This is a genomic window from Mesorhizobium sp. WSM4815 (genome assembly GCF_055811575.1).
The window spans coordinates 1-24,346 of record NZ_JBVVQS010000084.1 but is presented as its reverse complement, the minus strand read 5'-3'; the positions used below and the strand labels follow the sequence as shown (position 1 = coordinate 24,346).

27 protein-coding genes are annotated in these 24,346 nt (G+C 61.6%); 16 read left to right on the top strand and 11 right to left on the bottom strand.

Annotation, left to right across the window (positions count from 1 at the left end):
* Nucleotides 1-150: 150 nt before the first annotated feature.
* The gene (locus AC0L2B_RS08470; RefSeq protein ID WP_473744913.1) at nucleotides 151-957 is read left to right on the top strand and encodes a class I SAM-dependent methyltransferase; all 807 of its coding nucleotides are present in this window, start codon (nucleotides 151-153) and stop codon (nucleotides 955-957) included.
* Between the two features lie 139 nt (nucleotides 958-1,096).
* On the top strand, nucleotides 1,097-1,402 hold the full coding sequence (locus AC0L2B_RS08465) for a hypothetical protein (RefSeq protein ID WP_095496525.1): 306 nt from the start codon (nucleotides 1,097-1,099) through the stop codon (nucleotides 1,400-1,402).
* Between the two features lie 293 nt (nucleotides 1,403-1,695).
* Here AC0L2B_RS08465 and AC0L2B_RS08460 read toward each other — a convergent pair whose 3' ends face one another.
* Nucleotides 1,696-2,550, bottom strand: a complete 855-nt coding sequence (locus AC0L2B_RS08460) for an aldo/keto reductase (protein WP_473744912.1) — start codon at nucleotides 2,548-2,550, stop codon at nucleotides 1,696-1,698.
* A 158-nt stretch (nucleotides 2,551-2,708) separates the two neighbouring features.
* Entirely contained in the window at nucleotides 2,709-3,719 is a 1,011-nt protein-coding gene (locus AC0L2B_RS08455) for an Lnb N-terminal periplasmic domain-containing protein (protein ID WP_473744910.1), read from the bottom strand.
* A gap of 413 nt (nucleotides 3,720-4,132) precedes the next feature.
* Here AC0L2B_RS08455 and AC0L2B_RS08450 point away from each other — a divergent pair, with 413 nt between their 5' ends.
* Both AC0L2B_RS08450 and AC0L2B_RS08445 read left to right on the top strand, forming a co-directional pair.
* Nucleotides 4,133-5,371, top strand: a complete 1,239-nt coding sequence (locus AC0L2B_RS08450; RefSeq protein WP_473744983.1) for a PQQ-dependent sugar dehydrogenase — start codon at nucleotides 4,133-4,135, stop codon at nucleotides 5,369-5,371.
* Between the two features lie 67 nt (nucleotides 5,372-5,438).
* Complete coding sequence (locus AC0L2B_RS08445) at nucleotides 5,439-5,762, top strand: c-type cytochrome (RefSeq protein WP_473744909.1); 324 nt, start codon at nucleotides 5,439-5,441, stop codon at nucleotides 5,760-5,762.
* Between the two features lie 45 nt (nucleotides 5,763-5,807).
* On the opposite strand, the gene AC0L2B_RS08440 is transcribed toward AC0L2B_RS08445, so the two are convergent.
* The 3 genes from AC0L2B_RS08440 to AC0L2B_RS08430 form a co-directional block, all read right to left on the bottom strand.
* Entirely contained in the window at nucleotides 5,808-6,200 is a 393-nt protein-coding gene (locus AC0L2B_RS08440; protein WP_091599258.1) for a VOC family protein, read from the bottom strand.
* 83 nt (nucleotides 6,201-6,283) lie between these two features.
* A complete protein-coding gene (locus AC0L2B_RS08435; protein WP_473744907.1) occupies nucleotides 6,284-6,853 on the bottom strand; it encodes a histidine phosphatase family protein in 570 nt (189 codons plus the stop codon).
* Nucleotides 6,854-6,951: 98 nt separating this feature from the next.
* Nucleotides 6,952-8,190, bottom strand: a complete 1,239-nt coding sequence (locus AC0L2B_RS08430) for an MFS transporter (protein WP_473744906.1) — start codon at nucleotides 8,188-8,190, stop codon at nucleotides 6,952-6,954.
* Between the two features lie 405 nt (nucleotides 8,191-8,595).
* On the opposite strand from AC0L2B_RS08430, the gene AC0L2B_RS08425 reads away from it, so the two are divergent.
* From AC0L2B_RS08425 to AC0L2B_RS08410, 4 genes are all read left to right on the top strand, one after another.
* Complete coding sequence (locus AC0L2B_RS08425; RefSeq protein WP_287223565.1) at nucleotides 8,596-9,231, top strand: ankyrin repeat domain-containing protein; 636 nt, start codon at nucleotides 8,596-8,598, stop codon at nucleotides 9,229-9,231.
* Between the two features lie 149 nt (nucleotides 9,232-9,380).
* The gene (locus AC0L2B_RS08420) at nucleotides 9,381-9,788 is read left to right on the top strand and encodes an ArsR/SmtB family transcription factor (RefSeq protein WP_473744982.1); all 408 of its coding nucleotides are present in this window, start codon (nucleotides 9,381-9,383) and stop codon (nucleotides 9,786-9,788) included.
* Nucleotides 9,785-10,318 carry an SRPBCC family protein gene (locus AC0L2B_RS08415; protein ID WP_128173048.1) on the top strand — a complete coding sequence of 178 codons (534 nt, stop codon included), beginning with the start codon at nucleotides 9,785-9,787 and terminating at the stop codon, nucleotides 10,316-10,318. The genes AC0L2B_RS08420 and AC0L2B_RS08415 overlap by 4 nt, the downstream gene beginning before the upstream one ends.
* Nucleotides 10,319-10,441: 123 nt before the next feature.
* Nucleotides 10,442-11,017 (top strand): dihydrofolate reductase family protein, encoded by a 576-nt coding sequence (locus AC0L2B_RS08410; RefSeq protein WP_473744903.1) that lies wholly within the window; start codon nucleotides 10,442-10,444, stop codon nucleotides 11,015-11,017.
* 69 nt (nucleotides 11,018-11,086) lie between these two features.
* On the opposite strand, the gene AC0L2B_RS08405 is transcribed toward AC0L2B_RS08410, so the two are convergent.
* From AC0L2B_RS08405 to AC0L2B_RS08390, 4 genes are all read right to left on the bottom strand, one after another.
* Nucleotides 11,087-11,836: a glucose 1-dehydrogenase gene (locus tag AC0L2B_RS08405; protein WP_473744901.1), complete on the bottom strand. Its 750-nt coding sequence runs from the start codon at nucleotides 11,834-11,836 to the stop codon at nucleotides 11,087-11,089.
* A 75-nt stretch (nucleotides 11,837-11,911) separates the two neighbouring features.
* Nucleotides 11,912-12,916, bottom strand: coding sequence for a sugar-binding protein (locus AC0L2B_RS08400; protein ID WP_473744900.1), 1,005 nt, complete (start codon nucleotides 12,914-12,916; stop codon nucleotides 11,912-11,914).
* A gap of 53 nt (nucleotides 12,917-12,969) precedes the next feature.
* Complete coding sequence (locus tag AC0L2B_RS08395; RefSeq protein WP_473744899.1) at nucleotides 12,970-14,070, bottom strand: ABC transporter permease; 1,101 nt, start codon at nucleotides 14,068-14,070, stop codon at nucleotides 12,970-12,972.
* Nucleotides 14,071-14,086: 16 nt separating this feature from the next.
* Nucleotides 14,087-14,827, bottom strand: coding sequence for an ATP-binding cassette domain-containing protein (locus tag AC0L2B_RS08390; RefSeq protein WP_023799117.1), 741 nt, complete (start codon nucleotides 14,825-14,827; stop codon nucleotides 14,087-14,089).
* Nucleotides 14,828-15,020: 193 nt separating this feature from the next.
* Between AC0L2B_RS08390 and AC0L2B_RS08385 the strand changes: the two genes are divergently transcribed.
* From AC0L2B_RS08385 to AC0L2B_RS08360, 6 genes are all read left to right on the top strand, one after another.
* Nucleotides 15,021-16,472: an FAD-binding oxidoreductase gene (locus AC0L2B_RS08385; RefSeq protein ID WP_473744898.1), complete on the top strand. Its 1,452-nt coding sequence runs from the start codon at nucleotides 15,021-15,023 to the stop codon at nucleotides 16,470-16,472.
* A gap of 11 nt (nucleotides 16,473-16,483) precedes the next feature.
* Complete coding sequence (locus AC0L2B_RS08380) at nucleotides 16,484-17,212, top strand: FadR/GntR family transcriptional regulator (RefSeq protein ID WP_128246959.1); 729 nt, start codon at nucleotides 16,484-16,486, stop codon at nucleotides 17,210-17,212.
* Between the two features lie 2 nt (nucleotides 17,213-17,214).
* Nucleotides 17,215-17,652, top strand: coding sequence for a VOC family protein (locus tag AC0L2B_RS08375; RefSeq protein WP_473744897.1), 438 nt, complete (start codon nucleotides 17,215-17,217; stop codon nucleotides 17,650-17,652).
* Nucleotides 17,653-17,720: 68 nt separating this feature from the next.
* Nucleotides 17,721-18,767, top strand: a complete 1,047-nt coding sequence (locus AC0L2B_RS08370) for an ABC transporter substrate-binding protein (protein WP_473744896.1) — start codon at nucleotides 17,721-17,723, stop codon at nucleotides 18,765-18,767.
* Nucleotides 18,767-19,543, top strand: a complete 777-nt coding sequence (locus AC0L2B_RS08365; protein ID WP_473744895.1) for an ABC transporter ATP-binding protein — start codon at nucleotides 18,767-18,769, stop codon at nucleotides 19,541-19,543. The genes AC0L2B_RS08370 and AC0L2B_RS08365 overlap by 1 nt, the downstream gene beginning before the upstream one ends.
* Nucleotides 19,540-20,298 carry an ABC transporter permease gene (locus AC0L2B_RS08360; RefSeq protein ID WP_473744894.1) on the top strand — a complete coding sequence of 253 codons (759 nt, stop codon included), beginning with the start codon at nucleotides 19,540-19,542 and terminating at the stop codon, nucleotides 20,296-20,298. Before AC0L2B_RS08365 ends, AC0L2B_RS08360 begins: the two co-directional genes overlap by 4 nt.
* Nucleotides 20,299-20,399: 101 nt before the next feature.
* Here AC0L2B_RS08360 and AC0L2B_RS08355 read toward each other — a convergent pair whose 3' ends face one another.
* Nucleotides 20,400-20,873, bottom strand: coding sequence for an AtaL-like protein (locus AC0L2B_RS08355; RefSeq protein ID WP_473744893.1), 474 nt, complete (start codon nucleotides 20,871-20,873; stop codon nucleotides 20,400-20,402).
* Between the two features lie 39 nt (nucleotides 20,874-20,912).
* Nucleotides 20,913-21,782 (bottom strand): SDR family oxidoreductase, encoded by an 870-nt coding sequence (locus AC0L2B_RS08350; RefSeq protein WP_091599220.1) that lies wholly within the window; start codon nucleotides 21,780-21,782, stop codon nucleotides 20,913-20,915.
* Nucleotides 21,783-21,885: 103 nt separating this feature from the next.
* Between AC0L2B_RS08350 and AC0L2B_RS08345 the strand changes: the two genes are divergently transcribed.
* Complete coding sequence (locus tag AC0L2B_RS08345; RefSeq protein ID WP_091599218.1) at nucleotides 21,886-22,776, top strand: LysR family transcriptional regulator; 891 nt, start codon at nucleotides 21,886-21,888, stop codon at nucleotides 22,774-22,776.
* Nucleotides 22,777-23,289: 513 nt separating this feature from the next.
* Nucleotides 23,290-23,931, top strand: a complete 642-nt coding sequence (locus tag AC0L2B_RS08340; RefSeq protein ID WP_091590900.1) for a peroxiredoxin-like family protein — start codon at nucleotides 23,290-23,292, stop codon at nucleotides 23,929-23,931.
* Nucleotides 23,932-24,346 lie beyond the last annotated feature (415 nt).

The following is a 24,346-nucleotide window of genomic DNA, read 5'->3' as shown; positions in this document are numbered from 1 at the left end:
GATCGTCTGCCTTGCCGGCCCGGGGCGTGCGCGTGTCGGCATCCGATTACGATCCCCCGGGCAGACCTTCCTGGCCCCCTGTTCCCGCGAGCGCGGCGGGCGTATTCTCGTGGTCCGACGGGTCGAAAATCATCAGGGGAGGAGATTGCGATGGCTGAGGCAACGCGCCACGACGCCTGGCAGGCCGGGGATAGCTACGACCTCTATATGGGGCGATGGAGCCGTCAGATCGCTCCACCGTTCCTGGATTGGCTCGATCCGGCGGAGGGTCTGGACTGGCTGGAGGTGGGTTGCGGAACCGGGGCGCTGTCGGCAGCCATCCTGGCCCGTTGCAATCCCAAGAGTTTGGTGTCCATAGACCCGTCGGAGGGTTTTCTCGCCAAGGCGCGGGCAAACGTGCCGGACAAGCGTGTCGCGTTTCTCGCAGGCGATGCGCAGGCCTTGGCAGTCGAATCGGGCAGCAAGGACATGGTCGTGTCGGCGCTTGTTCTCAACTTCGTTCCCGACAGGCAAAAGGCGCTCGCCGAGATGCGGCGGGTGGCCCGCCCTGGAGCGACGATTGGATTCTATGTGTGGGATTATCCCGGCGGCGGGGTGGAATTCATGCGGGCCTTCTGGACCGCTGCGACGGCGCTTGACCCCGGTGCCATCGACCTTACCGAAGACAGGCGTTTTCCATTTTGCACACAAGATGGATTGACCGATCTCGCGGAGAAGGCAGGCCTGGGCTCCATCGACTCCACCCGGATTGAAATGCCGGCCGTGTTCAAGGACTTTGAGGACTACTGGCGCCCCTTCACCCTGGGTGCGGGACCGGCGCCCGGCTACTGCATGAGTCTCGAACCCGCAGCTCGCCAGAGATTGATGGAGAGGCTCCGCGACAGTCTGCCGCGCGGCGAGGGCGGGTCCATTCCCCTGAAAACGAGAGCCTGGGCAGTCAAGGCGAAGGTGCGCTGATGACCGGCAGCCCATGTCGCACCAAACCGGTAGGCGGCCAATCATAGACTGCCGGCGCAAAGTTCGGGTTGACCGGCCTTGTGCGCGAAGCGACTATTCGTCTGGACAGCCGAGATGCAGATTGCGCGAGGAGATTACGATGGACGAGCCCGATCGCTGGCGTCACATGTCGAGCGCGCCAAGGGATGGCAGCCGAATCCTGGTCACAGTTCGGCCGTCTGAGCAGGGGCCAGCGGAAGTCGACCTGGCTTACTGGTCTCGAGCCGACCAGTTTGGCAGTGAAGGGTGGCGTGCTTCCGACTCGTCGCCCGGACGCGTGGTTGAATACGCCGAACCCGAGCTGAAGTGCTGGATGCCGCTGCCAACCGCCAATCTGAGCAAGGGTTCAATGCCGAGCCCCTGGGACGAAGAAGATGTCCCGCTGCTGGATGGATCGGGGATATGAGGTGAGCGGAAACGGAATCTCCCCCACTGTCGCCTTTGCCCATTACGACCCGCAAAAGACCAGACTGCGCTCCTGATCGACGAGGCCCGGTTCTTTCCTTCTCCCCTTGTGGGAGAAGGTGGATCGGCGCGTAGCGCCGAGACGGAAGAGGGGTGTTGGACGGAGTGCTGTCGGTGCCAAGCTGGAGCACCCCTCATCCGACCGAGCTTCGCTCGGCCACCTTCTCCCACAAGGGGAGAAGGGAGAGCGCCCGACCTTCTCCCCTTTGTACTGGGGGAGATTGGCAGTTTGCCTCAGAACAGGAACGCAGCCGTGGCCGGGTTCGCGCCGGTACGGCCGGCTGATGAATCCATGCTTCGGATGAGCTCGAGGTCCTTTGAATCCAGCTCGAAATCGAAGACGTCGAAATTGGCGGCAATCCGGTCCTGGTGGATCGACTTTGGAATGACGATCAGCCCTTCCTGAAGATGCCAGCGGATGATCACCTGCGCCACGGACTTGCGGTGTTTTCCGGCGATCTTTTCGAGGGTCGGGTCGCTCAACAGCCGGCCGCTGCCCAGCGGGCTCCAGCTTTCGATGCGGATGTTGTGCGTGCTGTGAAATTCTCTGGTCTGGCGCTGTTGAAACCGGGGATGGAGTTCGATCTGGTTGACTGAGGGTGTGACACCAGTCTCGCCGATGATCTGCTCCAGATGGTCCTGGTTGAAATTCGAAACGCCAATCGACTTGATCCGGCCGGATTGCCTGAGTTCGATCAGCGTCTTCCACGCCTCGACATATTTGCCCTGGCTGGGCACCGGCCAGTGGATCAGGAACAGGTCGATCTGTTCGATGCCGAGCTTGTTCATCGTCTCGTCAAAAGCCCGCAGGGCGGCGTCACGCTGATGCGCGCCGTTGCGCAGTTTCGAGGTGATGAACAACTCGCTCCTCGGCACGCCAGCCGTGCGGATCGCCTGCCCGACGCCTTCCTCGTTCTGGTAGCCTTCGGCGGTGTCGATCAGTCTGTAACCCGCCTCGATTCCCCAACTCACCACCTGGCTCGTAATGGCTGGATCGACCTGCCAAACGCCAAGGCCGATCTGGGGAATAGCTGAGCCATCATTCAATGTGATCTGCTCAGCTTTAGTCAGGGTAATTTGTTCAGGCATGCTCAGGTCCTTCTGCATCGCTCCGCCCCGGCGCAGTGCTTATCTAGGCGCGGTGTCCGCCAATGCGAGTCGACAGGTGGAGAAAGTAGAAGTGCGCCGTGAAGCCGGGATGAGATCCGGTTCGAACCGCCCAGCGTTTCCAAACACGATTCCAGAGATCAATAAATTGGACCGGGGGAGGGCACGCCAATCCGGATCGATCTCGAAAAATCTGGCGAAAGGCCCGACTCCCGCGCACGGCCGTCAATGTGGGCTGCCTCCCTCAAAACCGACATCGGCAAGCTGACATCGAGCGCACCCCGTGCATACGCATATTCGGGAAGATAGCCGTTAACGATGAGGCGCCAGTCAAGGGGCACCACGTCACCGACGGCTCGCATCATCTTGACGATCGTGGTCGTGCAGTTCGTCGTGATGGAATTATAGAATTCTGGAGTCGTGGAAAGTGCATTTGCGTCCAAGACGTATTCCAGCAAGAGCGCCCGGGCCGCTTCCGGCGACACTTTTAGCCGATAGATTTGGACATCCTCTCCGCGAACATTTGACCTGACGCCGACGACGTCTCGCTCGTCAGCCGCAATAATGACCAGGGGATTGCTCTTGAACAGGTCTGCCATGGGTGAAAACTTGCCGCCTCCATGACGCCGCACCTCAATCGACCAGGCAAGATAGTCACCTCCTGCAAAGCCGAAGCTTATGATGACATGGGCGATTTTGGTCCCGGACCAATAAGACATGAAGAGGTCCACCGTCTGAACGTTGGAGAGGTCGTAGGTCCGCGTTGTCCAGCGTTCGGTGAAATCAGTAGCGCTACGCCACTCGAAGTCGCGCACATCGGTCAGCGTCAACAGGTTTCCGTCGCGTGTGCCGGTTACCTGACGGGCGACCTCGGGCGCCCAGTCCGCGTGATCGAAGGGCCTGATGGTGCTCCACCAAACCAGAACCACAGCTAACGCAGCTGCAAACAGGACAAGCGCCCTGATGCGAAACCGGCTGAAGAGGGCGATGATAGTGGCGAGGCCGAACAAGACGAACAGGACGCCGGCCAGAGCCCGTCCAAGCTCAGCCACAGGCAGACGATACCACATGGCAAGTCCGGCCCAGGCAGTCAGGATTGCGACGGCTAGCGAAAGGATGATGGCAAGCGAGATCCAAGCGATGCGACGCATTTATTCCCCCTCTAGCGGTCTGCTCTCTGGTGGCCTCGCATTGCCTGGATGCCATTTTTCACCGGACGTCCGAAGGCAGCTCTACATGGCGATATTGGAGCACATTCGGTCTGTTGCGCCAACTCGGCGCCCGCCCGGTCAGCCGATAAGAGGGCTGGTTGAAAGCCCCGGCCAGCTTGCCGTTCATCATTGGTACCCGGCGGGGCAACATGTTATGCTGTGGCCGCAACCGCTGCAGCCCCAGGTGACTGTCAGGGGATTGAGTTAGGCAACGCTTTCGGTCGCTAAGTCCCGGCCGGAAGATTGTGCTCGGCGCTGGAAATTTCGCACAAAAGCAACCGCCCGCAACGTTGTGTCTGACTGCCACAGATGCCGCGAAGCTGGCCACGTGGGAGGATATCGTGATCAAGAAAATGGCTTTCGTTTTGTCATGCACTGCCGCCCTTTGCGTAACGTCCGCCTTTGCGCAGGACAAAAATCTCGAGAAACTTGGCGGCTTCAAGACGACTGGCACACCGATGATGGAGCCGATCCCGCAGACCGGAGAAAGCGCCGAAGCACTCAAAGCCATTGCGGCGAAGGTCAAAGTCCCGGATGGCTTCAAGGTCACTCTCTATGCCATCGTTCCCGACGCACGCCATATGGCCGTAGGACCGCAGGGCGTGGTGACCTTCGTCGGTACCCGCAAAGAGCTGGTCTACTCCATGACCGACCGCAACAAGGACCGCGTCGCCGACGACGTGAAGGTCTTTGCGCCTTCAATCAAAATGGCGGTTCCGAACGGCGTCTGTTTCTCGAGGGATGGCCACCTCTACGTCGTCGAACAGAACCGCGTATTGTGGTTCCCGGCGGCCGAGTTTTTCTATGAAGGTCCCGATGTCGCGGCTTTCCCCATCGTGAAGCAGGGCGAGCTTATACCCGCATCCAACGAGAGCTACAATCACACGGCCCGAACCTGCCGCGTCGGGCCCGACAATCGCATCTATATTACCATCGGCCAGCCGTTCAATGTGCCAGCCGCCGAAGTGCTCCCGGAATTCGAGAAACTCGGCATCGGCGGCATCATAAGCATGAAGCAGGACGGCACCGACCGCAAAATCTATGCGCGCGGAATGCGCAATCCGCTCGGCCTGGATTTCAACCCAAAGGACAAGACACTTTGGGTGAACGACAATCAGGTCGACGGCATGGGCGACACCATTCCCCCAGGTGAAATGAACCGTGTTACCGGACCGGACCAGAATTTTGGCTTCCCCTGGTATGGCGGCGGCAAGGTTCGTACGGTTGAGTACAAGGACGCAACAGTGCCCGAAGGCGTGATCTTCCCGGAGGTCGAGCAAGAGGCTCACGCGGCCGATCTCGGGCTGTCGTTCTATACCGGCAAGCAGTTCCCCGAAAAATACCGGGGCGGCATCTTCTCGACCCAGCACGGCTCCTGGAACCGCGTGGACCCGGTGGGGGCTCGGGTGATGTTCACCCCGCTCAAGGCGGACGGCACGGCGGACAAAGCTGAAGTGTTCGCTGACGGCTGGCTGAACGAGAATGGCGAGTATCTCGGCCGTCCTGTCGATGTTCAGATGCTCAAAGACGGTTCGCTGCTGGTGTCCGACGATTTGGCCGGGGCCGTCTGGCGGATTTCCTACGGCGATTGACGAGTTAGCCAGGCGGCGGATTTCTGCTGCTGCCTGGCTTGCTTCTCTATGGATAAAGGAGTTCGGGGTGAGGCGTTTGATCGTCAGTCTGGCTGCGCTCGTTGCCTGTTCGTCTCTTGCGCAGGCTGGAGGTGATGCCGCTTCGGGCAAAAAAGTCATGCTGAAGTGCCAGGTTTGCCATGGCAAGGACGGCATCGCCAAGCTGCCCGAGGCGCCGAACATAGCTGGGCAAAAGGAGGCTTATCTTGTCAAGGCGCTGATGGCCTTCAAGGCAGGCGAGCGCAAGAACGAGCAGATGACTGTCGTGACCAAGGGCTTGAGCGATGAGGATATAGCTGATGTCGCCGCCTATTATTCATCGATCAAGGTCACCGTTCAGGTTCCGCCATGAGACCAGCTCGCAGAATGTTCGCCGCCTGGCTACGCCACCGAGCGATCACGGGTTCCATCCGCCGCTGCCGTACTGACGGGTAATGATCTCGAGTAGATGACCGTTCGGGTCCTCGAAATAAACGCCGCGGCCGCCGTCGTGGCGATTGATCGCGCCCAGCTGCGTCCGGCCAGGATCAGCCCAGTACGGCAGATCCCGTTCACGAATCCTGCCGAAGATCTCGTCGAACTCGGCTTCGCTGACCAGGAAGGCGTAATGCTGCGGCCTGATTTCGCCTGAGGTATCCATGTAGTCGAGGTTGGCACCGTTTTCGGTGGTGACCATCTGGAAAGGCCCCCAGCGCCTTGGGGCGGGAAGGCCAAGCATTTCCGCCAGGAATTTTGCCGACGCCTCGCTGTCGCGGGCCGGCAGTATTGTATGGTTGAAATCGATAGCCATGCCATCACTCCCTTCGATCCTCGCACGTCGTTGTTCCGCGACTGAAGCGATGCTGCACGAGATGGGGTTGATGGCCATGATGCTCAAGCCGGCGTGGCAACCTGCCCGATGACCTGCACGGGCTCAGCTTCATGAATACGGACGATGATCATTTCGCCGCTCTCCGGCACCTCGCCGGTCAAACCGGTGATGTTGACCTGATGCGTGACAAGCACGGCAGCCCAGCCGAAACGCTGTGCGCGGAGCCAGGCCAGAAGGGCAGCGGTGCGCACTTCTGCGGCCGAACTGTCGCCAAAGAACGAATTCAGCAGCTCAAGAGGCACGACGTCGCCGATCCCGAGCAGGCGAGCGGTATCGAGGCAGCGACACCACTGGCTCGAATAGACGGCTGCCGACGAGATGCCATTCGCACGGAACAGGTCGCCGATCGCGCGGGCCTGCGCACGACCTTGTTCCGACAGATTCCGCTGGGTGCTGCAATCACCGAGCCTGAAGCCAGGCGGATCGCCGGAGCCCGGGGCCGCGGCATGGCGCAGAAGCGCAATGGCTTCTCCGGATCGCAGGGCTGCCCAGAGTGGCCCGGAGGCTTGGGCTGTGCCGAAGGCAGCCGCTCCGAGCGACAGGACAAGAAGTTGCCGACGTCCAATTCGCATCTTGCTTCTCACCTTATCCGATTAGCAGCTTGGCGCGGACCAGCACTTCATTCCGCAAGTAGCGAGATAAATGTTGGTGTCGGCGATTTCAGCACCGATCAGGAGCTGGAAAGAGTCCAGCCGCGAGACAGGCCTCGCGTCAGCTTCCGCGATACCCTCCACATCAGCAAGGCGGCGGCCAGGCTGTAGACGCCCATCAAGGCCAGTTGCAGCGAGTAGTCGACGCCGGCGTCGATCAGGTATCCGGTGATGCCGGGGCCCATCGCCGAGGCCAGAACCATCACGGCCACCACAACCGAGCGGATCGCGCCGAGATGCGCGGTGCCGTAGATCTCCGGCCACATGGCGCCCTCCAGGGTCGAGGAGAAGCCGTAGCTGATGCCAAGCAGCGCCATGAAGACGAAGATGGCGAAAGGCGCCGTCAGATAGGCAGCCGCGAAGCATGCCAGCGCCAGCGGCAGAAGGAATAGAGGCAGCAGCTGGACCGCCGAGAAGCGGTCGATCAGCCACCCGGCCAGAAGCGCAAAACCCATCGTCGTGGCGGACAGGACGGCGAAGCCGCTGGCGAAAAGTTGCAGCGGCCAGCCCCGGAGCTCGGTTAGATAGACCTGGTGAAAGAAGATGGTCGTGCCGACGAAGGCGGGAGCCAGAACCCCCAGGCAGATGGCGTAGAACGTCGGATCGCGCAGGACTTCAGTCCGCGTCCAGTGCTTCACTGCGCGTTGCGCCCTCGGCTGGGCCTCGCTCTGCGGATTGCGTTCCTTCCGGACCAGCGCACAAACCAGAGGCAAGGCCACGACCAGGATGAAGGCTGCGCAGACGAACCAGCTTCCCCGCCAGCCGACGAGGCCGGCCACGAGGACGAACAGGAAAGGCAGCAGAGCGCCGCCGACATGGAAGCCAAGCGTGACGACCGAGACGGCGCGGCCCCGGTTCGCGGCGAACCAGCGGCCAGTCGCCGTCAGAGCCGTCTGGGTCATCATCCCCTGGCCAAAAAGGCGCAGCAAATAGAGCGCAAGGAGCAGCGTTGGCAGCGACCCGGCGAACCCCATCGCAATGCTGGCGCAGGCAAGCATGAGCATCGTCGCGATCGCCATGGTCACTGTCGAATACCGGTCCAGCGGCCGCCCCAGGAACGGCAGGGTCGCCGCGCTAAGCAGCGTTGCCAGCATGTAAAGCCCGCCGAACTCGCCATGACTCAACCCGAACGTCTCGCGGATACCGCCGTTCGACAAGGCGATGAAGAAGGTCTGCCCGAAGGACGAGACGAGGGTCAGCAAAAAGGCGCCCGCGAGCCAGCGGACATTGTTGACGACGAATGCACTGAAGGACTGCATGATCCCTTTGTTTCTCGATAGAGTGCGCGCTTCCTGTTCGTCTTTATCGGCCTCCGCTGCCGGAGGATATCGGCCAGTTCCGCTTTGATCAGAGGCCTGGCTTCACGTTCGAGCCGGCCGAACTTCCATGCCGATTACCAACCAGCCAGTCCGACTTCGGCGTCCTCGCCACTCTGCTTGCGAGTGAAGTCAGTCGGACGCCGTTGCGCTCTGAGGTCAGGCACTCAAAGGCATCATGCCCCTCGCTCAAGCTCAGGTTCGCTATCGTCTCCTTCTCCCCCTCTCGGATTGTATTTGCGGACACCGTCGAATGAGAATGCTTTCGATGGAAGCCGGTCATTCGGTGGATGTCGGCCGAACCGGAACAATGGTATCCTGCAGGAAGCATTCGGGGAGGCGACTGCATTGACCGAGAGCTTGGAAGTCGAAGGGGCGAGAGGTTGGTCGAATCTGCTGATCGCGGCAGAAAGCGGCGATGCGGGGGCCGTTCGAGCGGAATTGGCGGCCGGCGCCAATATCAACGAGGCGGACGGCGGCGGCTGGTCAGCCCTTCATCTCGCAGCCCTCAATGCCCGCACCGCGGCGGTCGAGGCGTTGATCGAACACCCAGCAATCGATGTGAATTCCAGAAACAAATGGAAGAGCACGCCTTTGAGCCTTGCTTCGGCCAAGGGCCACTACGCCTCTATTTTAGCCCTCGTGAAACATCCCGAAATAGAGATTAATGCAAGAGCCGACTACTACGGCAGAACGGCCCTTATTGAAGCGGCAAAGAACGGGCATCTGGATGTCGTCAAGGTGCTTGTCGAGAATGGCGCCGACGTGAATCTTACTGACAAGACCGGAAGAAACAACGCGCTTATCGAGGCTATCAAGGGACGGCACTACGAGGTCGCGGGATACCTGCTTGATTCCCGGAAAATGAACTTTCTCAACAAGGATATGAGACTGAACGCCCTGATCTGGGCTGGAAGCTGCCATAACCCTCAACTCATCGAAAAGCTGGAAGTCTCGATTCATACTTTCTTCGAAGGCAAGTGAAGGTCCCGCTTCCGCCGCGGTGACCATGTCCGCGGCCCTTGCACTGGCCGAATGTCTTCGATCGCCGCAGACCGCCTGTGGAACCCCCCTTCCAAAATCATTCAACCAATCGGTTGACAATTCGAAAGCGTGCCTCTATATTCAACTACATGGTTGAATTAGAGACACCCCAGATCGACGCGGTTTTTCACGCGCTTGGCGACGCCACCCGCCGGCACATGCTTCGCGACCTCGCCGGCAGCGAGCGAACGGTGAGCCAGTTGGCGGAACCTTTCGCCATGTCGTTGGCGGCCGCCTCCAAGCACATCAAGACGCTGGAGAATGCAGGGCTTATTCGTCGCGAGGTGAGGGGCCGCACACATATTTGCCGCCTCGAACCCGGACCGCTGGCCAGCGCCCACCAATGGCTCGGCTTCTACGAGCGGTTCTGGACCAACCGTCTCGACGTCCTCGAGCGTCTGCTTCGCGAGCAGGACGCACGCAAAGCCCCGGGTGATTCCTGGGCCCAGGATGATTCCAGGAAATCGCCCGCCTCAAAAGAAGGAGACGACCAATGAACCAGATGAAAACCATCGAAGCCTATGGCGAGCTGACCGAGCCCGCGACGTTCACCATCCAGCGGCTTTTGCCCGGCCCGATCGAGCGGGTCTGGGCCTATCTCACCGAGAGCGACCTGCGCCGGCAGTGGATGGCTGCTGGCCAGATGGAAATGAAGGCCGGCACGTCGTTCGAGTTGATCTGGCGTAACGACGAACTGACCGATCCGCCCGGCCAGCGCCCCGCGGGCTTTCCCGAAGAGCATCGGATGGAGGGCCGGATCACCGAGCTCGATCAACCTTACAAGCTCGCCATTACCTGGGGAAACACCGGCGGGGTTTCCTTCTTGCTGGAGCCGAAGGGCAATGATGTGCTGCTCACCGTCATCCATCGCCGGCTGCCGGAACGCGCAATCCAGCTCAACGTCACCGCCGGCTGGCACATGCACCTCGACATGCTGGCCGCCCGCCTCGCCGGAAAGACGCCGACCTCGTTCTGGGATGGCTGGAGCCGCCTGCGGGCAGAATACGACCGCCGTCTGCCGGCCTGACACGATCGCGCCGGCTGAAGTCACCGCCCAGCCTCCACCGGCATCCGCCCGTGGAGGCTCGCACACCAGCAACGAACCGACGATAAAACGTGCTTGCATTTCGCAAGCCTGATGGAGGACGTCATGCGCAAATTGATCGCCGGAATGAAGGTTTCCGTCGACGGCAAGATGGAGGGACCCGAGGGTTACGCGGAATGGGTCGAGGCGTGGTCGGAGGAGTATGGGCTGATGCCGCAAATCGATGCCTGCCTGCTCGGGAGCATCATGTACGCCGGCTACGAGCGCTACTGGAGCGCGATCCAGAATGAGCCGGACAAGCCGTTGCCGATGACCGGCAAATTGCCGACGCCGGAGGAGCTCGAATGGGCCCGCTTTGCCGAACATACCCCGCATTATGTGCTGTCGAACACGACGAATTCGGCGGCCTGGCCAAAGACCCGCTTCGTGCGGAGCCTCGAAGACATCGCTGGCCTCAAGCAGCAGCCGGGCAAGGATATCTATCTCATGGGCGGTGCGCGAATGACCGCGAGCCTCATCGATGCCGGGCTGGTGGATGAACTGCGGCTTATCCTCTATCCGCTGCTCGTCGGCGAAGGGAAGGCGCTGTTTGGAGCAACGCAAAATCGTCGCGGGCTTGAACTGCGGAAGGTTCAGCACCTCACAGATGGGCGCGTGAGCCTGGTCTATGGGATCGGCTAACGCAGCCGGTCTTCGCAGATTTCGCAGCGCTGCCTGGCTGAAATTTTTTTCTGAAAAGCACTTCGCCGGTCAGAGGGAAACCGATAGCCCACCGTCAACGGCCAGCACATGGCCGTTGACGTAGGCGGCAGCGTCTGAGGCGAGAAACACCACGGCTCCGCCGAGTTCCTCAGGCTGGGCCCAGCGGCCCGCCGGGGTTCGTGCCTCGACCCATTTGGTGAAGGCCTCGTCGCTCATAAGTGCGGTGTTGAGCTCGGTAGCGAAATAGCCGGGGGCGATCGCGTTGATGGTGATGCCGTGACGGCCCAGTTCAGCGGCGGTCGAGCGTGTCAGCCCGTGCAGGCCCGCCTTTGCCGCCACATAGGCGTGAATAGTGGGACGGCCAAGGATCGCCGCAACCGATCCGGTGTTTATTATGCGCCCGAACTTGTTTGGCAGCATCAGGCGCACCGCGTCGCGTATCATCCGGAAGCAAGCCGAAAGATTGACGGCAATCACATGGTCGAAATCCTCGTCCTGCCATTCGACCAACGGACTTCGATGCTGAATGCCGGCGTTGTTGACCAGAATATCGAGGCGGCCGTGGCGTTCGACGATCCCTTCCAGCGACGCCCTCGAGATCGCCGCGTCGGTGACATCGAACGGCAGGGCTTCGGCACCGATCCTTTCGGCCGCCGCGGACAGCGCCGCCGGATCGCGGGCGTTGACGATCACCGTCGCGCCGTTTTCCGCAAGTGCCTTGGCCATGGCGAAGCCGAGGCCACGCGAAGCACCGGTGACCAACGCGACACGGCCGTTGAGCGAGAACAATTCCGTCATTGATATCCCCTAGGAAAAGGGCGGGCTATGAAAAGGGCGGGAGTTTCCTCCCGCCCAATGAGGCTATTTGGAGCGCTATTTGGCGATGCAGGTATCCGCTGTCTCCGGCGTGCAAATGTCAAGGCCGGTATAGGTCGGGTCGGCCGGTGGAGCCTTGGCGTCCTTCATGTCCTTCAGCGCCATCATCGTCTTGTAGCCCATTTCGAACGGCCGCTGGCCGACCTGGCCGAGCGAGAACCCTTCCTTCATCTGGTCGATCTGTACGGGAAGCGTATCGGCGACGACCAGGGCCAGGGCCTTCGAGGCGATCTTTTCCTTGTACGGCGCGACGGCGGCGCGATTGGCATCGGGGATGAACTGCGGGAAGCCGCCGGTTGGGATGAACGCGTCGAGGTTCGGGTTTTTCGCCATGATGTCCTCGAACTGCTGCACCGAGCGCGGGAAGTCGTCGTCGGTGTAGAGTGGGCAGCCCTCGATTTCGGTCCAGCCGTTCTGTCCGGTCAGGCGGTCGCCCGGTGAGGCAGCCGATTTGGTCCCCGAAAGCGTGTCGCGAATGCCCTGCATGCGCTCATTGTGGTTGGCTGCCGCCGCGCCGCCCGACTGGATACAGATCGTGCCGCCCTTGGGCTTGATCTGCATGGCGAGCTTGGCGAGGTTCGTGCCGATCTCATAATTGTGCGTGCCGATATAGGCGACGCGCAGGTCCTTGTTCTCGGGCAGCAGATCGGAGTCCCAGGTGAGGACCGGAATGCCGGCGTCCTTGGCGGCCTGCAGCGCAACCGCCATGGCCGCAGCGTTCGATGGCGACACGGCGATACCGTCCACCCTCTTGGCCACGAGGTCCTGCACGATCTGTACCTGCTCGTCGCCTCCGCCATGCTCGCCGGGGCCGATATACATGCACTCCAGGGCACCATTCGATTCGGCTTCGGCCTTCTTGCAGCCGTCGCGTGCCTGGTCGAAGAAAGGATTGTTCATGTTCTTCGGCACCAGGGCGAAGGTATATTTCGCCTCGGCACCGGAAACGGCGAGCACCATGGCGCCAAGCGCGACAGCCGCCGTCAGCAGATGTTTCTTCATGTGAAGTTCTCCTCCTTGGTGTGATGTCCCGCAGGCCTCCCGCCGGCGGGTTTCTAGCGGCTTTTTTTGGGCATCAGGACTGCCAGCGACGCGGCGAGGATCGATTTGCCGCCGGTTTGCATGCCCAAAAGAACCGCAAGAACGATGAAGGCGCCGACGAAGGCACCCTGCCAGTTTGAATCGATGCCGGCCATCAGCAGCGCATTCCTGATCACTTCGAGGAACGCCGAACCGATGACGGCACCGAAGGCCGTGCCGGCGCCGCCCATCAGGCTGGCGCCGCCAATCACTGTCGCCGCAATGACGCGCAGCTCATAGCCCTGGCCCATCGCATTGATGGCCGAGCCGTTGTAGCCGAGCAGCAGGAGCGAGGCGATCGAGGCGGTGAAGGCCGAGAAAAGGTAGGCCTGGAACTTAATCCAGTCGACCGGAACGCCGGTGAGCCGCGCCGCCTCCTCATTGCCGCCGATGGCGAACAGATGCCGGGCCCAGGCAGTGAAATTGAACACGAAGCCGACAATCAGCGCCAGGATCACCATGGTCCAGAACTGCGACGACAGTTCCGGGATCCAGTGCGGCGCCCAGTCCTCGGGTCCATGCCGCGGCCATTTCGCTTGGCCGATCGCCTTCACGATCGGAGCATCGGGGCCGAACTGATAGAGCATCTGGTTGGCCGAGAACACCACCGCCAGCGAGCGCGCGACGGACAGCATGCCGAGGGTGACGACAAAGGACGGCATCCCGACATAGGCGACAAAAAATCCGTTGACCGCGCCGCAGGCCAAGCCGGAAAAGAGGCCCATGGCGAAGGCGACATACCAGGGATAATGCCAAGTGAGGAACAGGCCGGCGACGATGACCACGAGGCCCATGATCGAGCCGACCGACAGATCGATGCCACCGGTGATGATGACGACCGTCATGCCGAGCGCCATGATGCCGAAAGGCGCAAGATTGCGCGTCACATTGGCGACGTTTTCGGAGGTGCCGAAGCTCGGCTCCATCGCCGTCATCAAGATGACCAGTGCGATCAGCGCGATCGTCACCCAGAAGGGCTGACTTGAGATCACGCGTTGGAACGCTGTCTGTTCCTTGGTCGCGACGAAGTCCGACATGGCCGGCTGGCCGGCTTTCTCGGCTGACTCCTGAACCATAACCGGCTCCTGAACACTATTCGCCACGGATGGCCCCCGTTATCAGTCCTGTGATTTCCTCGGGTGATGTGTTGCCGGTGTCCTTGTCGGCAACCTTGGAACCTCGCCTGAGCACGATGATGCGATCTGCGACGGCAAAAACGTCAGGCATGCGGTGGCTGATCAGCATGACGCCGACGCCCTGCGCTTTCAGGCGCCGGATCAATTCGAGCACTTCCGCCACCTGGCGCACCGAGATGGCGGCGGTCGGCTCGTCCATCAACACCAGCTTGGCGTTTGAAAGCCGGGTTCGCGCAATGGCTACCGCCTGGCGCTGCCCGCCGGACATCTTCTTGACCAGATCGCGCGGCCTGGTTTCCGATTTGAGTTCCCTGAACAGCGCTGCCGAGCGGTCGATCATCGCCTGCTTGTCAAGCACTCTGATCGGCCAGAAACCTTTCTTGATCTCGCGGCCCAGGAAGACGTTCTGCGCCGCCGTCAGATTGTCGGCGAGCGCCAGGTCCTGATAGACGACTTCGATCCCCTTGGCGCGGGCCTGGACAGGTTTATGGAAATGGCAAACCTCGCCGTCCACGACAATTTCGCCGTCGCTCGGCGGGAAGTTGCCAGCCACGGTCTTGACCACGGTGGACTTGCCGGCGCCGTTGTCCCCCATCAGACCCACGACTTCGCCTCGCTCCACCTGGAAGCTGACGTCGCTCAGGGCCTGGATGGCCCCGAAATTCTTCGAAACGTGGCGAACCTCAAGCACCGGCATCGCGGTCCTCCCCGGACAACTTTTGCCAATCTTGTCCCGGACTTATGCAAGATAGCTAATCAGCGAAATGTATTCGACACAATCCTTATTCGAAGGAGACCGGCATCCGTTGTTGGAGGGGGGCAGGTGGACCCTGGAGCATCGAGAAGAATAGGACTTGCGAAGTTGTAGGATGACCGTATGATCTGACCCGATGATCACGGATCGCCCCGCTCAACGCGAAGCTTCCGGCGCAATTGCTGAGCTGCCTGCGCAGTTGGCGGGTGATGCGCTGATAGACGGCCAGTCGCCCCAGGCGGAGCGCTACCTCATCGATTGGGGCCGCGACAGGTGCGGAAGTGCCCGCTTCATCGTGCGTCCAGGATCGGTGGAAGACGTCCAGGCGTTTGTGAGATGGTGCTCGCAGAGCGGTATCGCCATCGTCGTGCAGGGTGGCAATACCGGACTTGCCGGTGGCGCCATTCCAGACAATTCGGACTACGCAGTGCTGTCGCTTGAGCGTCTCAATCGGATACGCCGCGTCGACCCGCTCGACTTCACGCTGCAAGCGGACGCCGGGGCCGTGCTGCAGGACGTCAAGGACGCCGCTGAAGCATCCGAGATGACCTTCCCGCTCGCGCTTGGCGCACAGGGATCGTGCACGATCGGCGGCAATGTCGCGACCAATGCCGGCGGCCTCAATGTGCTGCGCTACGGCATGACGCGTGACCTGGTGCTCGGGCTTGAGGCGGTCCTGCCGGACGGCACCCTTTGGAACGGCATGAACGGGCTGCGCAAGGACAATCGCGGCTACAGCCTGAAGCAATTGATGATCGGCTCGGAAGGGACGCTGGGAGTCGTCACCGGCGTCGAGGTAAGGCTCTCGCCCCGGCCGACGCAGGTCGAGACCGCCTATGTCGGACTGGGCAGCTTCCGCCAGGCGTGCGAGCTGTTCCGGATGGCAAGGCATCTCTGCTCCGACCTTCTCAGCGCGTTTGAGGTCATCGGCGAGGAGTGCCTGCCGCTGGTCCATCTCATCGATCCGAACCTGCGCTCGCCGTTGACGCAAGAATGTCCGGTTCACGCGATCGTCGAACTCGCCTGTGGGCCAGGGATAGATGCCGGCGGCCTTCTTGAAATTATGCTGGCGCGCGCGCTTGAGACCGACCTGATCAAGGACGGCGTCGTCGCGCAAAGCCGCTCCCAGGCTGCCACATTCTGGGCCATCCGTGAGGGCCTGGTCGAGGGGCAGGCGCGGCGCGGCTTTCATGTCCGCACCGATCTCTCGGTTCGTCTCAGCCAGGTGCCGACGTTGATCGAGCAAGCACGCGCGTGCATTGTGCGCGACTGGCCTGGCTGGGCATCCCTGACCTATGGCCATGCGGGCGACGGCAACATCCATTTCAACGTGCTGCCTCCGATAGATTGCGAGCCCGGCGAAGCGAGAACCGTGGGGCAGGCGGTTTTGGCCCGGCTCTACGAGCTGGTCGGAGCGCTCGGCGGCTCGTTCAGTGCCGAACATGGCGTCGGTCGCAGCCGCAGTCACGTGTTCTGGGCCGGCCTGTCGCAACGCGAACGGCAGCTTCATACCGCGATCAAGGCAGCCTTCGATCCGGCAGGCCTGTTCAATCCCGCGTGTCTCATGCCTGGTCCGGGCGATTTGTAGGGGAAAGCCGCATGAAGCAGCGTTCGTCCATCATCGGCAGCGTGGAGGCGCTTCCGCATCGCGTCGCTTCGCATCTGAGCCGCGAGATCGAGGGCGGCGACATCATCCCGGGAGCCCGGCTCCCCACCGAAAGCCAGCTCGCCGACAAGTTCGGCGTCAGCCGCAATGTTGTCAGGGAAGCGATCGCGCAGCTTCGCGCCGATGGCATGATCGAGGCGCGTCAGGGCGTAGGCGCATTCGTCATGGCGCCGGAACAGCGGACCGCCATCCGGATCGACCGTGAGGCGCTGAAAGACCAGCGCAACATGGAGCAGCTCTTCGAGCTGCGCAGCATCCTGGAGACCGAGTCCGCCACGCTGGCCGCGGCGCGCTGTACATCCGATGATCTTGACGCAATCAAGGCTGCGCTGGACCGCATGGGCGGCGAGGAGCGCTGGGAGGATGGCAGCATCGAGGCCGATCTGCTTTTCCATCGGGCGATCGCCCGGGCGACCGGCAATAGTTACATCTACACCTTCATTTCCTTCGTCTGCGAGCAGATCCGCCAGTCGATCCACTATGCCCGCCTCACCAACCCGCTCCACGACCTGGTCGAGGTCAATGTCGCCGAGCACGTGCGGATCTACGACGCGCTCGCCGCGCATGATCCGCAGGCGGCCGGCGAGGCGATGCGCCGGCACATCGAAGGCGCCGCATCGCGCGTAGGCGTCGAGCTCACCGCGATCAATCGAGGCAAATGACCATGTCGCTCGCGCAGACCAAGGCAATCACCGATATCTGCCTGCTTGTAGAGGATATCGACCGCACCATCGACTTCTACACGCAGAAGCTTGGCTACCGGATCAGACGCCGCGCCGAGGGCTTTGTCGATTTTCATTCCGAGCGCGTGACGCTCGCTGCATGGCAATTGGACCACATCAATCGCCACTGCGGCGTCTCGAATGTCCGCTCACCGAAGCAGGCGCACAAGGCATGCGTCGCCATGGAACTCGAAAGCGCCGGCGAGGTCGACCGGCTCTACGCCGAACTGTCGGACAAGGGCGTGCCGTTCGTCGGGCCGCCCGGCGACTATGTCTGGAACGCGCGCTGCGCCTACTTCCACGATCCGGACGGGACGCTGTGGGAACTCTATGCCTGGACCGGCGCCGGACCGGGCGACTATCACGACACGCAAGTGTGATTGGATCGCGACGGCCTCGCAAGAAAGGGCCGCGCCGCATGCAAGCAGTCCAACAAAGGAGCAAGAAGATGAGTGGGAACGCATCGCAGTGGAATCGCAGATCGATCCTGAAGGCCGGCGCCGCCGGCCTGGCGGCTTTCGGGCCGGGACTTCAGCTGTTCGGCGCCAGCGCCTCGGCAGCCGCCAAGCTCGTCGTCCAGTATGACTGGCTGATGTCGAACGGCCAGATCGGCGACGTCGCAGCCGTCGCCAATGGCTACTTCAGCGAAGCTGGGCTTGAAGTGGAGTTCAGCCCCGGCGGGCCGAACGCCGCCACCGTGCCGCCAGTGGTGTCCGGTGCCGCTCAGCTCGGCCAATTCTCGGAATCGCCTCAACTCTATGCCGCGCGGGCGAGCGGCGTTCCGGTGAGGATAATCGCCTGCGGCTATCGCACCGGGCCCTATGCGCTGACGTCGAAACCGGCGAAGCCGATCCGGTCGGTTGCGGATCTGAAGGGGATGCGGATCGGCACGCAGCCGACCGCGCGCTTTGCCATCGACGCGATGCTCGCGAAGAACAAGATCGACCCTTCCGAGGTCACCATCGTCAATGTCGGGTTCGATAAGGCGCCGCTGGTTCGTGGCGACGTCGATGCGATCGGCGGCTGGATCACCAACACGCAGGCGCTCAGCGTCGTCGGTAACGATCGCATCGATCTGCTGTTGTCGGAGCTCGGCCTGGCGTCCTATGCCAATGTCTATTTCGCGACCGACAGCGCCATCGAATCCGATTCCGAGACCCTGGCTAAATTCATCGGCGCGGTCGCCAAGGGGTGGGGCTGGGTCCATGCCAATCCCGAGCAGGCGGTCGACAAGCTCGTCGCTGCCTATCCCGAGATCGACGCAGGCTGGGAAAAGAAGACGATCCCCCTGGTGCTGAAACTGTCGTTCGACGACAACACGAAAAAGGAGGGATGGGGCACGTTCGATCCTGCCTCGATCGAGAGCCAGATCGCGCTGCTTGACCAGATTGGCCAGTATCCGAACGGCAGGCCGAAGGCCGAGGACGTTTATACGACCAAGGTTCTCGAACTCAGTGCGGCTGAACGGCCGAAGCTCGGCGCGCCTGCCTTTTGATGGCCGCGCCGGCCATCGAAACCTCCGGCCTCGGCGTCGGCTATCCCGGCCGGCGCTCGCCCGTGACGGTGATCTCCGGTCTTGACCTGACAGTCGAGGCCGGGACGTTCCTGTCGATCCTCGGCCCTTCGGGATGCGGAAAGTCGACGTTTCTGCGGGTTGTCGCCGATCTTCTGGCGCCGCTCGCGGGCACGATACGCGTGATGGGCGAAACGCCGTCGGCTGTGCGCTCCGGCCGCGGCGTCGGTTTTGTCTTCCAGGACTCGACCCTTTTGCCGTGGCGCACGGCGCGCGAGAATGTGCGGCTGCCGATCCAGGTCGGCCGCCGCAGCCTGTCGCGCATGATAGACGACCGGTCCGACGAGCTGCTCGAACTCGTCGGCCTGTCGGCGCTCAGCGAGCGCCTGCCGCATCAGCTTTCCGGCGGACAGCGCCAAAGGCTGGCGATCGCCCGGGCGCTGCTTGGCGAGCCACGTCTGCTTCTGATGGACGAACCGTTTGGCGCGCTTGACGAGATCACCCGCGATCGCCTCAACGACGAACTGCTGAACCTTTGGCGGCGGACCGGAACGACCGTGCTGTTCGTCACGCATTCCATTGCCGAAGCCGTCTATCTCGGGCAGCGCGTGATCGTGCTTGCCGCCCATCCCGGACGGATCGTCGCCGACCACGACCTTCGTCCGCTGAAGGGGCCGGACAACAGATGCTCGCGCGAGGATCCGGCGATCGTCGCGGCAATGGCCAGGATGCGCTCCGCCCTCGGAGCGGCGTCGTGAACCAGGGCGCGCTTTCGCCATTCGCACAGGCTGCGCTGCCGATCCTCGGCGCCGGCTCGCTTATTCTCGCATGGCAATTCCTGCTGCCGCTCGCCGGCGTGCCCGCTTACATCGTTCCGACGCCGACCGCGATAGCGGGCGTGTTTGCCGGGAACGGATCGCTTCTCCTGTCGAACCTCTGGCCGACGGCCATCGAGGCGCTCTCCGGCTTCGTGCTCGGCAACCTCGCCGCAGTGCTGCTGGCGGTCGTCTTCGTTCACAGCCGTACGCTGCAGACGGCCTATTTTCCGGTCGTGCTGTTCTTCAATACGATCCCGGTGCTGGCGCTGGCCCCGGTCGTCATCCTCATCTTCGGCCTCGGCATGCTGCCCAAGATCGTGATCGCGGCGGTGATCTGTTTCTTCCCAACGCTCATCAACATGATCCGGGGTCTGGAATCGGCGAGCCCCAGCGAGCACGAGCTGTTCCGCGTGCTGTCGGCGACGCGCTGGGAAGTATTCTGGCGCCTGCGCTTGCCGCGCGCGCTGCCAATGCTTTTCGCTTCGCTGCGGATCGCCTCGGCAACCGCGGTGATCGGCGCGATCGTCGGCGAATGGATCGGCTCCGACAAAGGTCTCGGCGCGCTGATCATCCAGGCGACCTTCAACTACCAGTCCGACCGGCTCTACGCCGCCATCGTGCTCTCATCGCTGTTGTCGATCGGGTTCTTCATGACGGTCGTTGCCGCTGAGCGGTGGTCGGTTCGATACCGTTAGAGGCGGCTGAACGCGTCGGCGACGGACGTAGCATCATTTGTTCCCGCGAAGGCAGGGCGCCTCCTTGAGAGCCGCCCTGTTGCTTGTGTTTCTGGCGGTGATTAGAGCTTTCCCGCTGCGAGCAGTTCGCGGGTCCGCTTCAGCGTCGACAGCAGGGCGGTCTTGTAGCCGTTTTCGCTGGCGAACTGAGCCTGCTCGGCCTGCTCCTCGCGACCGTTTGGCTCTTTGCCGTGCAGGCCAATGTAGCAGTAGAAGCGAAGCTGCAGTGCGCCTTCTCCATCTTCGAACAGTTCGTTGACAATCGCTCCCTCGCGCGGACCGGATGCCTGGAAGAAGGTGACCTTGCTTTCCGGCTCGAGTGTGACGATTTCGCGCAGGTCGTGGCCACCGATCGTGGCCTCACGCACGAAGTGGGTAGCGCTTTCCTCCACAACGTCGCAACGGGTGCAGAGACCCGTGACAAGGAACAAGCGGGCGTCGCGTGCTTTCAGCTCGAGACCCTTCCACACTTGAGCGCGCGTCAATGCGACTTCGCCTTCCGGGTTCACCGGAACTGTGGCAGTTGAATAAATCATGATGACAGTCCTTGTGATCAGACAGGGGCTGCGCTTCCGTCAGGCGGAGGCAGCGGTTTCCGAGGCGAAGGCTCGATATGGGCGCAGTGGACGTCCGAGCAGGGCAGTCAGGCGCTCGACGTCGCCGGCCCCAGGCAGCATCCCGTCGGTGAAGAAGCGCTCGCCCATCAGACGCATGTCGTAGGCCATCCAAGCGGGCACGAACTGCTTGAGATTTTGCTCAAAATCCTCGGTATTGTCGCCGCCGTAGTTGATCGGGCGGGCGAGCACGTCTGACCAGATGGCGGCGATATCCGCCCCAGTCAGTGTCTCTGGACCGACGAGGTTGATCCAGTCGATCGCAAGCGGCTCTGCGGCCTGTTCACGGCGCAGCAGCTCAAGGGCGGCGATCTCGGCGATATCACGGACGTCGATCATGGCGAGACCCTTGTCGCCGATCGGCATTGTGTAGGTGCCATAGCCGGTGATGACGTCTTTGATCATCAGATCGTTCTGGATGAAGTAAGCTGGGCGCAAGATCGTAGCCTTGAAGTCCATCTGCTCGATCATTCGCTCGACGCCGAACTTGCCAGCGAAATGGGGCACGTTCACGTAGCCGTCAGCGTGGATCACCGACAGATATACGATCCGCTCGATACCGGCCGATCGGGCGACGTTCAGCGCGACCAAAGCTTGGGTGAATTCGTCCGGAACTACGGCGTTCAAAAGGAACAGAGTGGAAACTCCAGACATGGCTTTGCGCAGCGAATCGACATCGAGAAAGTCGCCTTGCACGACGGATACGCCTGCCGGGAAGTTGGCTTTTGACGGATCGCGGACGAGAGCACGTACATCAGCGCCGCGCTTGACGAGGTGTTCGACGACTTGGCGGCCAATATTGCCTGTGGCCCCGGTAACGAGAATGGTCATGAAATTTCTCCTGTTGGGTTGCTTGACACGGCCAATATGTGTGGCTCACTGAGCGTCCAACAGGCTGAAATTTTAGACGCACCGTCTCGCTGGTGGAACACACATGGATCTTCTTGCCCTCGCCGATTTTAATCTCGTTGCCCGGCACGGTGGTTTCGGCAAAGCGGCAAGGGCCACCGGCCGGCCTAAGGCGACCCTGTCCCGGCGCGTTGGAGAATTGGAAAGCAGCCTTGATCTGCGCCTGTTTGAACGGGGTGCGCGTAGCCTGAAGCTCACCGAAGAAGGACGGGCGCTCTTCGAGCGGACAGGGGCGCTGCTTGCCGAACTGGACGAGACCGCTTCGGCGATTGCCTCGGGCGGTCAGAGACCCAGGGGCAGATTACGGATTAGCGCACCTTTGCTTTTTTCTCAGACCGCAATGGGGAGGATTGCTGCGGGGTTTGCCCTTAAATATCCGGAGGTGAGGCTGGAGGTTACGACTGAGGATCGGCCTGTTGACATGATCGAGGAAGGCTACGATCTGGTAATCCGAGTCAATCCAGATCCCGACGAAAGCCTGGTTGGACGGGCGTTTCTCCGCGACCGCCTGGTCGTAGTGGCGAGCCCTGACCTTCCTCGCGCGAGCGGTGGACTCGCCGCTCCTGGCGTCGCGCGCTGGGCGGGCGATCGGCAAACATGGCACGTGAAGACACAAGGTGGCCGGTCAACAATTGCAATCGAGCCTGTCCTCGCTTTGTCGATGCTCATCATGGTCCGGGATGCGGTGCGAGCCGGCGTCGGTGCAGCACGTCTTCCCATTTCGTTGGTGGCCCACGACTTGGCTGACGGCACGCTGGTACTATGGGGGGATATCGACGGCCCCGAGATCGCTTTATGGGCGCTCTACCCATCTCGGCGGCTACTCAGCGCGCGAGTGTCGGCGTTCTTGAATTTTCTAAAACAGGCCTTCCCAAATGGGACGCCGGACGAACTAGCCGCCTATATTGGCAGGTGATGACCGAACCCGCGTTCGGGCGTAGAGAGTCTTATGCAACAAAAAAACGAAAACTGAGAAGCGCTTTGCCAGCGTCATGGATGAACTCACGTCCCATGCCAGCCTGCTTAGCAAAATGTGCTGGAACTATGGCCTGTCTTCCGATGCACTTTGTCAACAGAACCTAGGGGTGAAAGTCTGACGCTTGGTGCCGGTGGACGGCAAGAACCGACCCGTTGACGACCTTGGGCGTTGCAGACTTGAACCTCCAAATCGAGGTCGGGAACCTGACCTTCAGCGCAAGAGCATTCGGGAGTGCGCTCGCGTAAGGTAATTCACCACATTTGGCGGCACCCGCAGATGCTTTTTCGTGTTATAATGGGCTTGCAACGCGCGTAATCTCGACCTCGGCAATATGGCAGAGGTCGAAAGCTATTGCCTTGGCACAGGAAGCTTTCGCCCCAGCACTTGATCGCCTCCGAAACGCTGGGTGTGCTGCTTTCCCTGACTGACCCCGGGGCGAGGAGATTGTCCATGTCCACGAGTAGTGTTGACCGCCCGCTGCAGCCGGGCGACCGGGCACCGAATGTTGTGCTCAATGCGATCTCACGCGAAGGCAAGATCGCGCTCGATGATTTTCGAGGCCGTAGCCCGTTGTTGATCGGTTTGTTCCGAGGCCTGCACTGTCCGTTCTGCCGGCGCCATGTCGCGGCGATGGCGCAACTCAAGCCGGCCCTGCGTGAGAAAGGCGTCGAATGCCTGGCTGTGGTCAATACGCCGGTCGAGCGGGCGCGGCTGTATTTCCGTTACCACCCGGCACCCGATCTTCTCGCCGCATCCGACCCGGAGCGAGCCTCGCACCGTGCTTTCGGCTTGCGCGAGGTCGGGATGGACACGGTAATGGCGATACCGTTCCATCTCCCGGGCGAGTTGCCCGAGCCTATGAACGTCATGGCAATGAATGAATTTCTTAACAAGAAGGAAGGATATGAGATTACGGAAGTCGATCAGCAGGCGATGGCTTCCAGCCAGGCGCAGCTTGTCGGTCAGTTCCTAATCGACCGGGCGGGCATCGTACGCTGGAACTTCACTGAAGTTCTGGAGGATGGCCTCAACACCTTCAGAGCGCTGAATCCCGAGGAATTGATGTCGGCAGCTTCCCAAGTTGCACATTAATAGGCTGCGGAAATGGGCTGCTGAAAAACTCGCTCGACGGCCACCGTCCCGTGGTGATTCTTTGGATTTAACAATCATCGAAATGCTCAGCGCAGGAGGCTAAGGTCTGCCCGTGGGCTTCGTAGCGATTTCGATTCAACGGTCTGCGGACCGCCCCGACGCTAGAGTGAGCAAGCCGCATAGGCGGGGCGACGTCCGCTCCTTGCCGCAATCACGTCGTTCCGACAGGCGCGCATACGGCAAGTTCCACCCTGAGCTGCCCTACGCGTCGGGTAGCAAGCGTCAGGCTTTCACCTGTATGGGGCGATGAGTGTCAAGCTTGATCTTGCTTCGTTTCCTCATCTCCTTGTTCGGCCAGTTGGTGACCATCTCCTCGTCCCGACCTTGGCTTCGAACTGGCCGCCGCGCGCAGTGG

Bases quoted from the DNA above. Each gene is read 5' to 3' on its own strand.
- AC0L2B_RS08470 (WP_473744913.1), top strand. From the start codon at position 151: ATGGCTGAGGCAACGCGCCACGACGCCTGGCAGGCCGGGGATAGCTAC.
- AC0L2B_RS08465 (WP_095496525.1), top strand. From the start codon at position 1,097: ATGGACGAGCCCGATCGCTGGCGTCACATGTCGAGCGCGCCAAGGGAT.
- AC0L2B_RS08460 (WP_473744912.1), bottom strand. From the start codon at position 2,550: ATGCCTGAACAAATTACCCTGACTAAAGCTGAGCAGATCACATTGAAT.
- AC0L2B_RS08455 (WP_473744910.1), bottom strand. From the start codon at position 3,719: ATGCGTCGCATCGCTTGGATCTCGCTTGCCATCATCCTTTCGCTAGCC.
- AC0L2B_RS08450 (WP_473744983.1), top strand. From the start codon at position 4,133: ATGGCTTTCGTTTTGTCATGCACTGCCGCCCTTTGCGTAACGTCCGCC.
- AC0L2B_RS08440 (WP_091599258.1), bottom strand. From the start codon at position 6,200: ATGGCTATCGATTTCAACCATACAATACTGCCGGCCCGCGACAGCGAG.
- AC0L2B_RS08435 (WP_473744907.1), bottom strand. From the start codon at position 6,853: ATGCGAATTGGACGTCGGCAACTTCTTGTCCTGTCGCTCGGAGCGGCT.
- AC0L2B_RS08430 (WP_473744906.1), bottom strand. From the start codon at position 8,190: ATGCAGTCCTTCAGTGCATTCGTCGTCAACAATGTCCGCTGGCTCGCG.
- AC0L2B_RS08420 (WP_473744982.1), top strand. From the start codon at position 9,381: ATGGTTGAATTAGAGACACCCCAGATCGACGCGGTTTTTCACGCGCTT.
- AC0L2B_RS08415 (WP_128173048.1), top strand. From the start codon at position 9,785: ATGAACCAGATGAAAACCATCGAAGCCTATGGCGAGCTGACCGAGCCC.
- AC0L2B_RS08410 (WP_473744903.1), top strand. From the start codon at position 10,442: ATGCGCAAATTGATCGCCGGAATGAAGGTTTCCGTCGACGGCAAGATG.
- AC0L2B_RS08405 (WP_473744901.1), bottom strand. From the start codon at position 11,836: ATGACGGAATTGTTCTCGCTCAACGGCCGTGTCGCGTTGGTCACCGGT.
- AC0L2B_RS08400 (WP_473744900.1), bottom strand. From the start codon at position 12,916: ATGAAGAAACATCTGCTGACGGCGGCTGTCGCGCTTGGCGCCATGGTG.
- AC0L2B_RS08395 (WP_473744899.1), bottom strand. From the start codon at position 14,070: ATGGTTCAGGAGTCAGCCGAGAAAGCCGGCCAGCCGGCCATGTCGGAC.
- AC0L2B_RS08390 (WP_023799117.1), bottom strand. From the start codon at position 14,827: ATGCCGGTGCTTGAGGTTCGCCACGTTTCGAAGAATTTCGGGGCCATC.
- AC0L2B_RS08385 (WP_473744898.1), top strand. From the start codon at position 15,021: ATGATCACGGATCGCCCCGCTCAACGCGAAGCTTCCGGCGCAATTGCT.
- AC0L2B_RS08380 (WP_128246959.1), top strand. From the start codon at position 16,484: ATGAAGCAGCGTTCGTCCATCATCGGCAGCGTGGAGGCGCTTCCGCAT.
- AC0L2B_RS08375 (WP_473744897.1), top strand. From the start codon at position 17,215: ATGTCGCTCGCGCAGACCAAGGCAATCACCGATATCTGCCTGCTTGTA.
- AC0L2B_RS08370 (WP_473744896.1), top strand. From the start codon at position 17,721: ATGAGTGGGAACGCATCGCAGTGGAATCGCAGATCGATCCTGAAGGCC.
- AC0L2B_RS08365 (WP_473744895.1), top strand. From the start codon at position 18,767: ATGGCCGCGCCGGCCATCGAAACCTCCGGCCTCGGCGTCGGCTATCCC.
- AC0L2B_RS08355 (WP_473744893.1), bottom strand. From the start codon at position 20,873: ATGATTTATTCAACTGCCACAGTTCCGGTGAACCCGGAAGGCGAAGTC.
- AC0L2B_RS08350 (WP_091599220.1), bottom strand. From the start codon at position 21,782: ATGACCATTCTCGTTACCGGGGCCACAGGCAATATTGGCCGCCAAGTC.
- AC0L2B_RS08345 (WP_091599218.1), top strand. From the start codon at position 21,886: ATGGATCTTCTTGCCCTCGCCGATTTTAATCTCGTTGCCCGGCACGGT.
- AC0L2B_RS08340 (WP_091590900.1), top strand. From the start codon at position 23,290: ATGTCCACGAGTAGTGTTGACCGCCCGCTGCAGCCGGGCGACCGGGCA.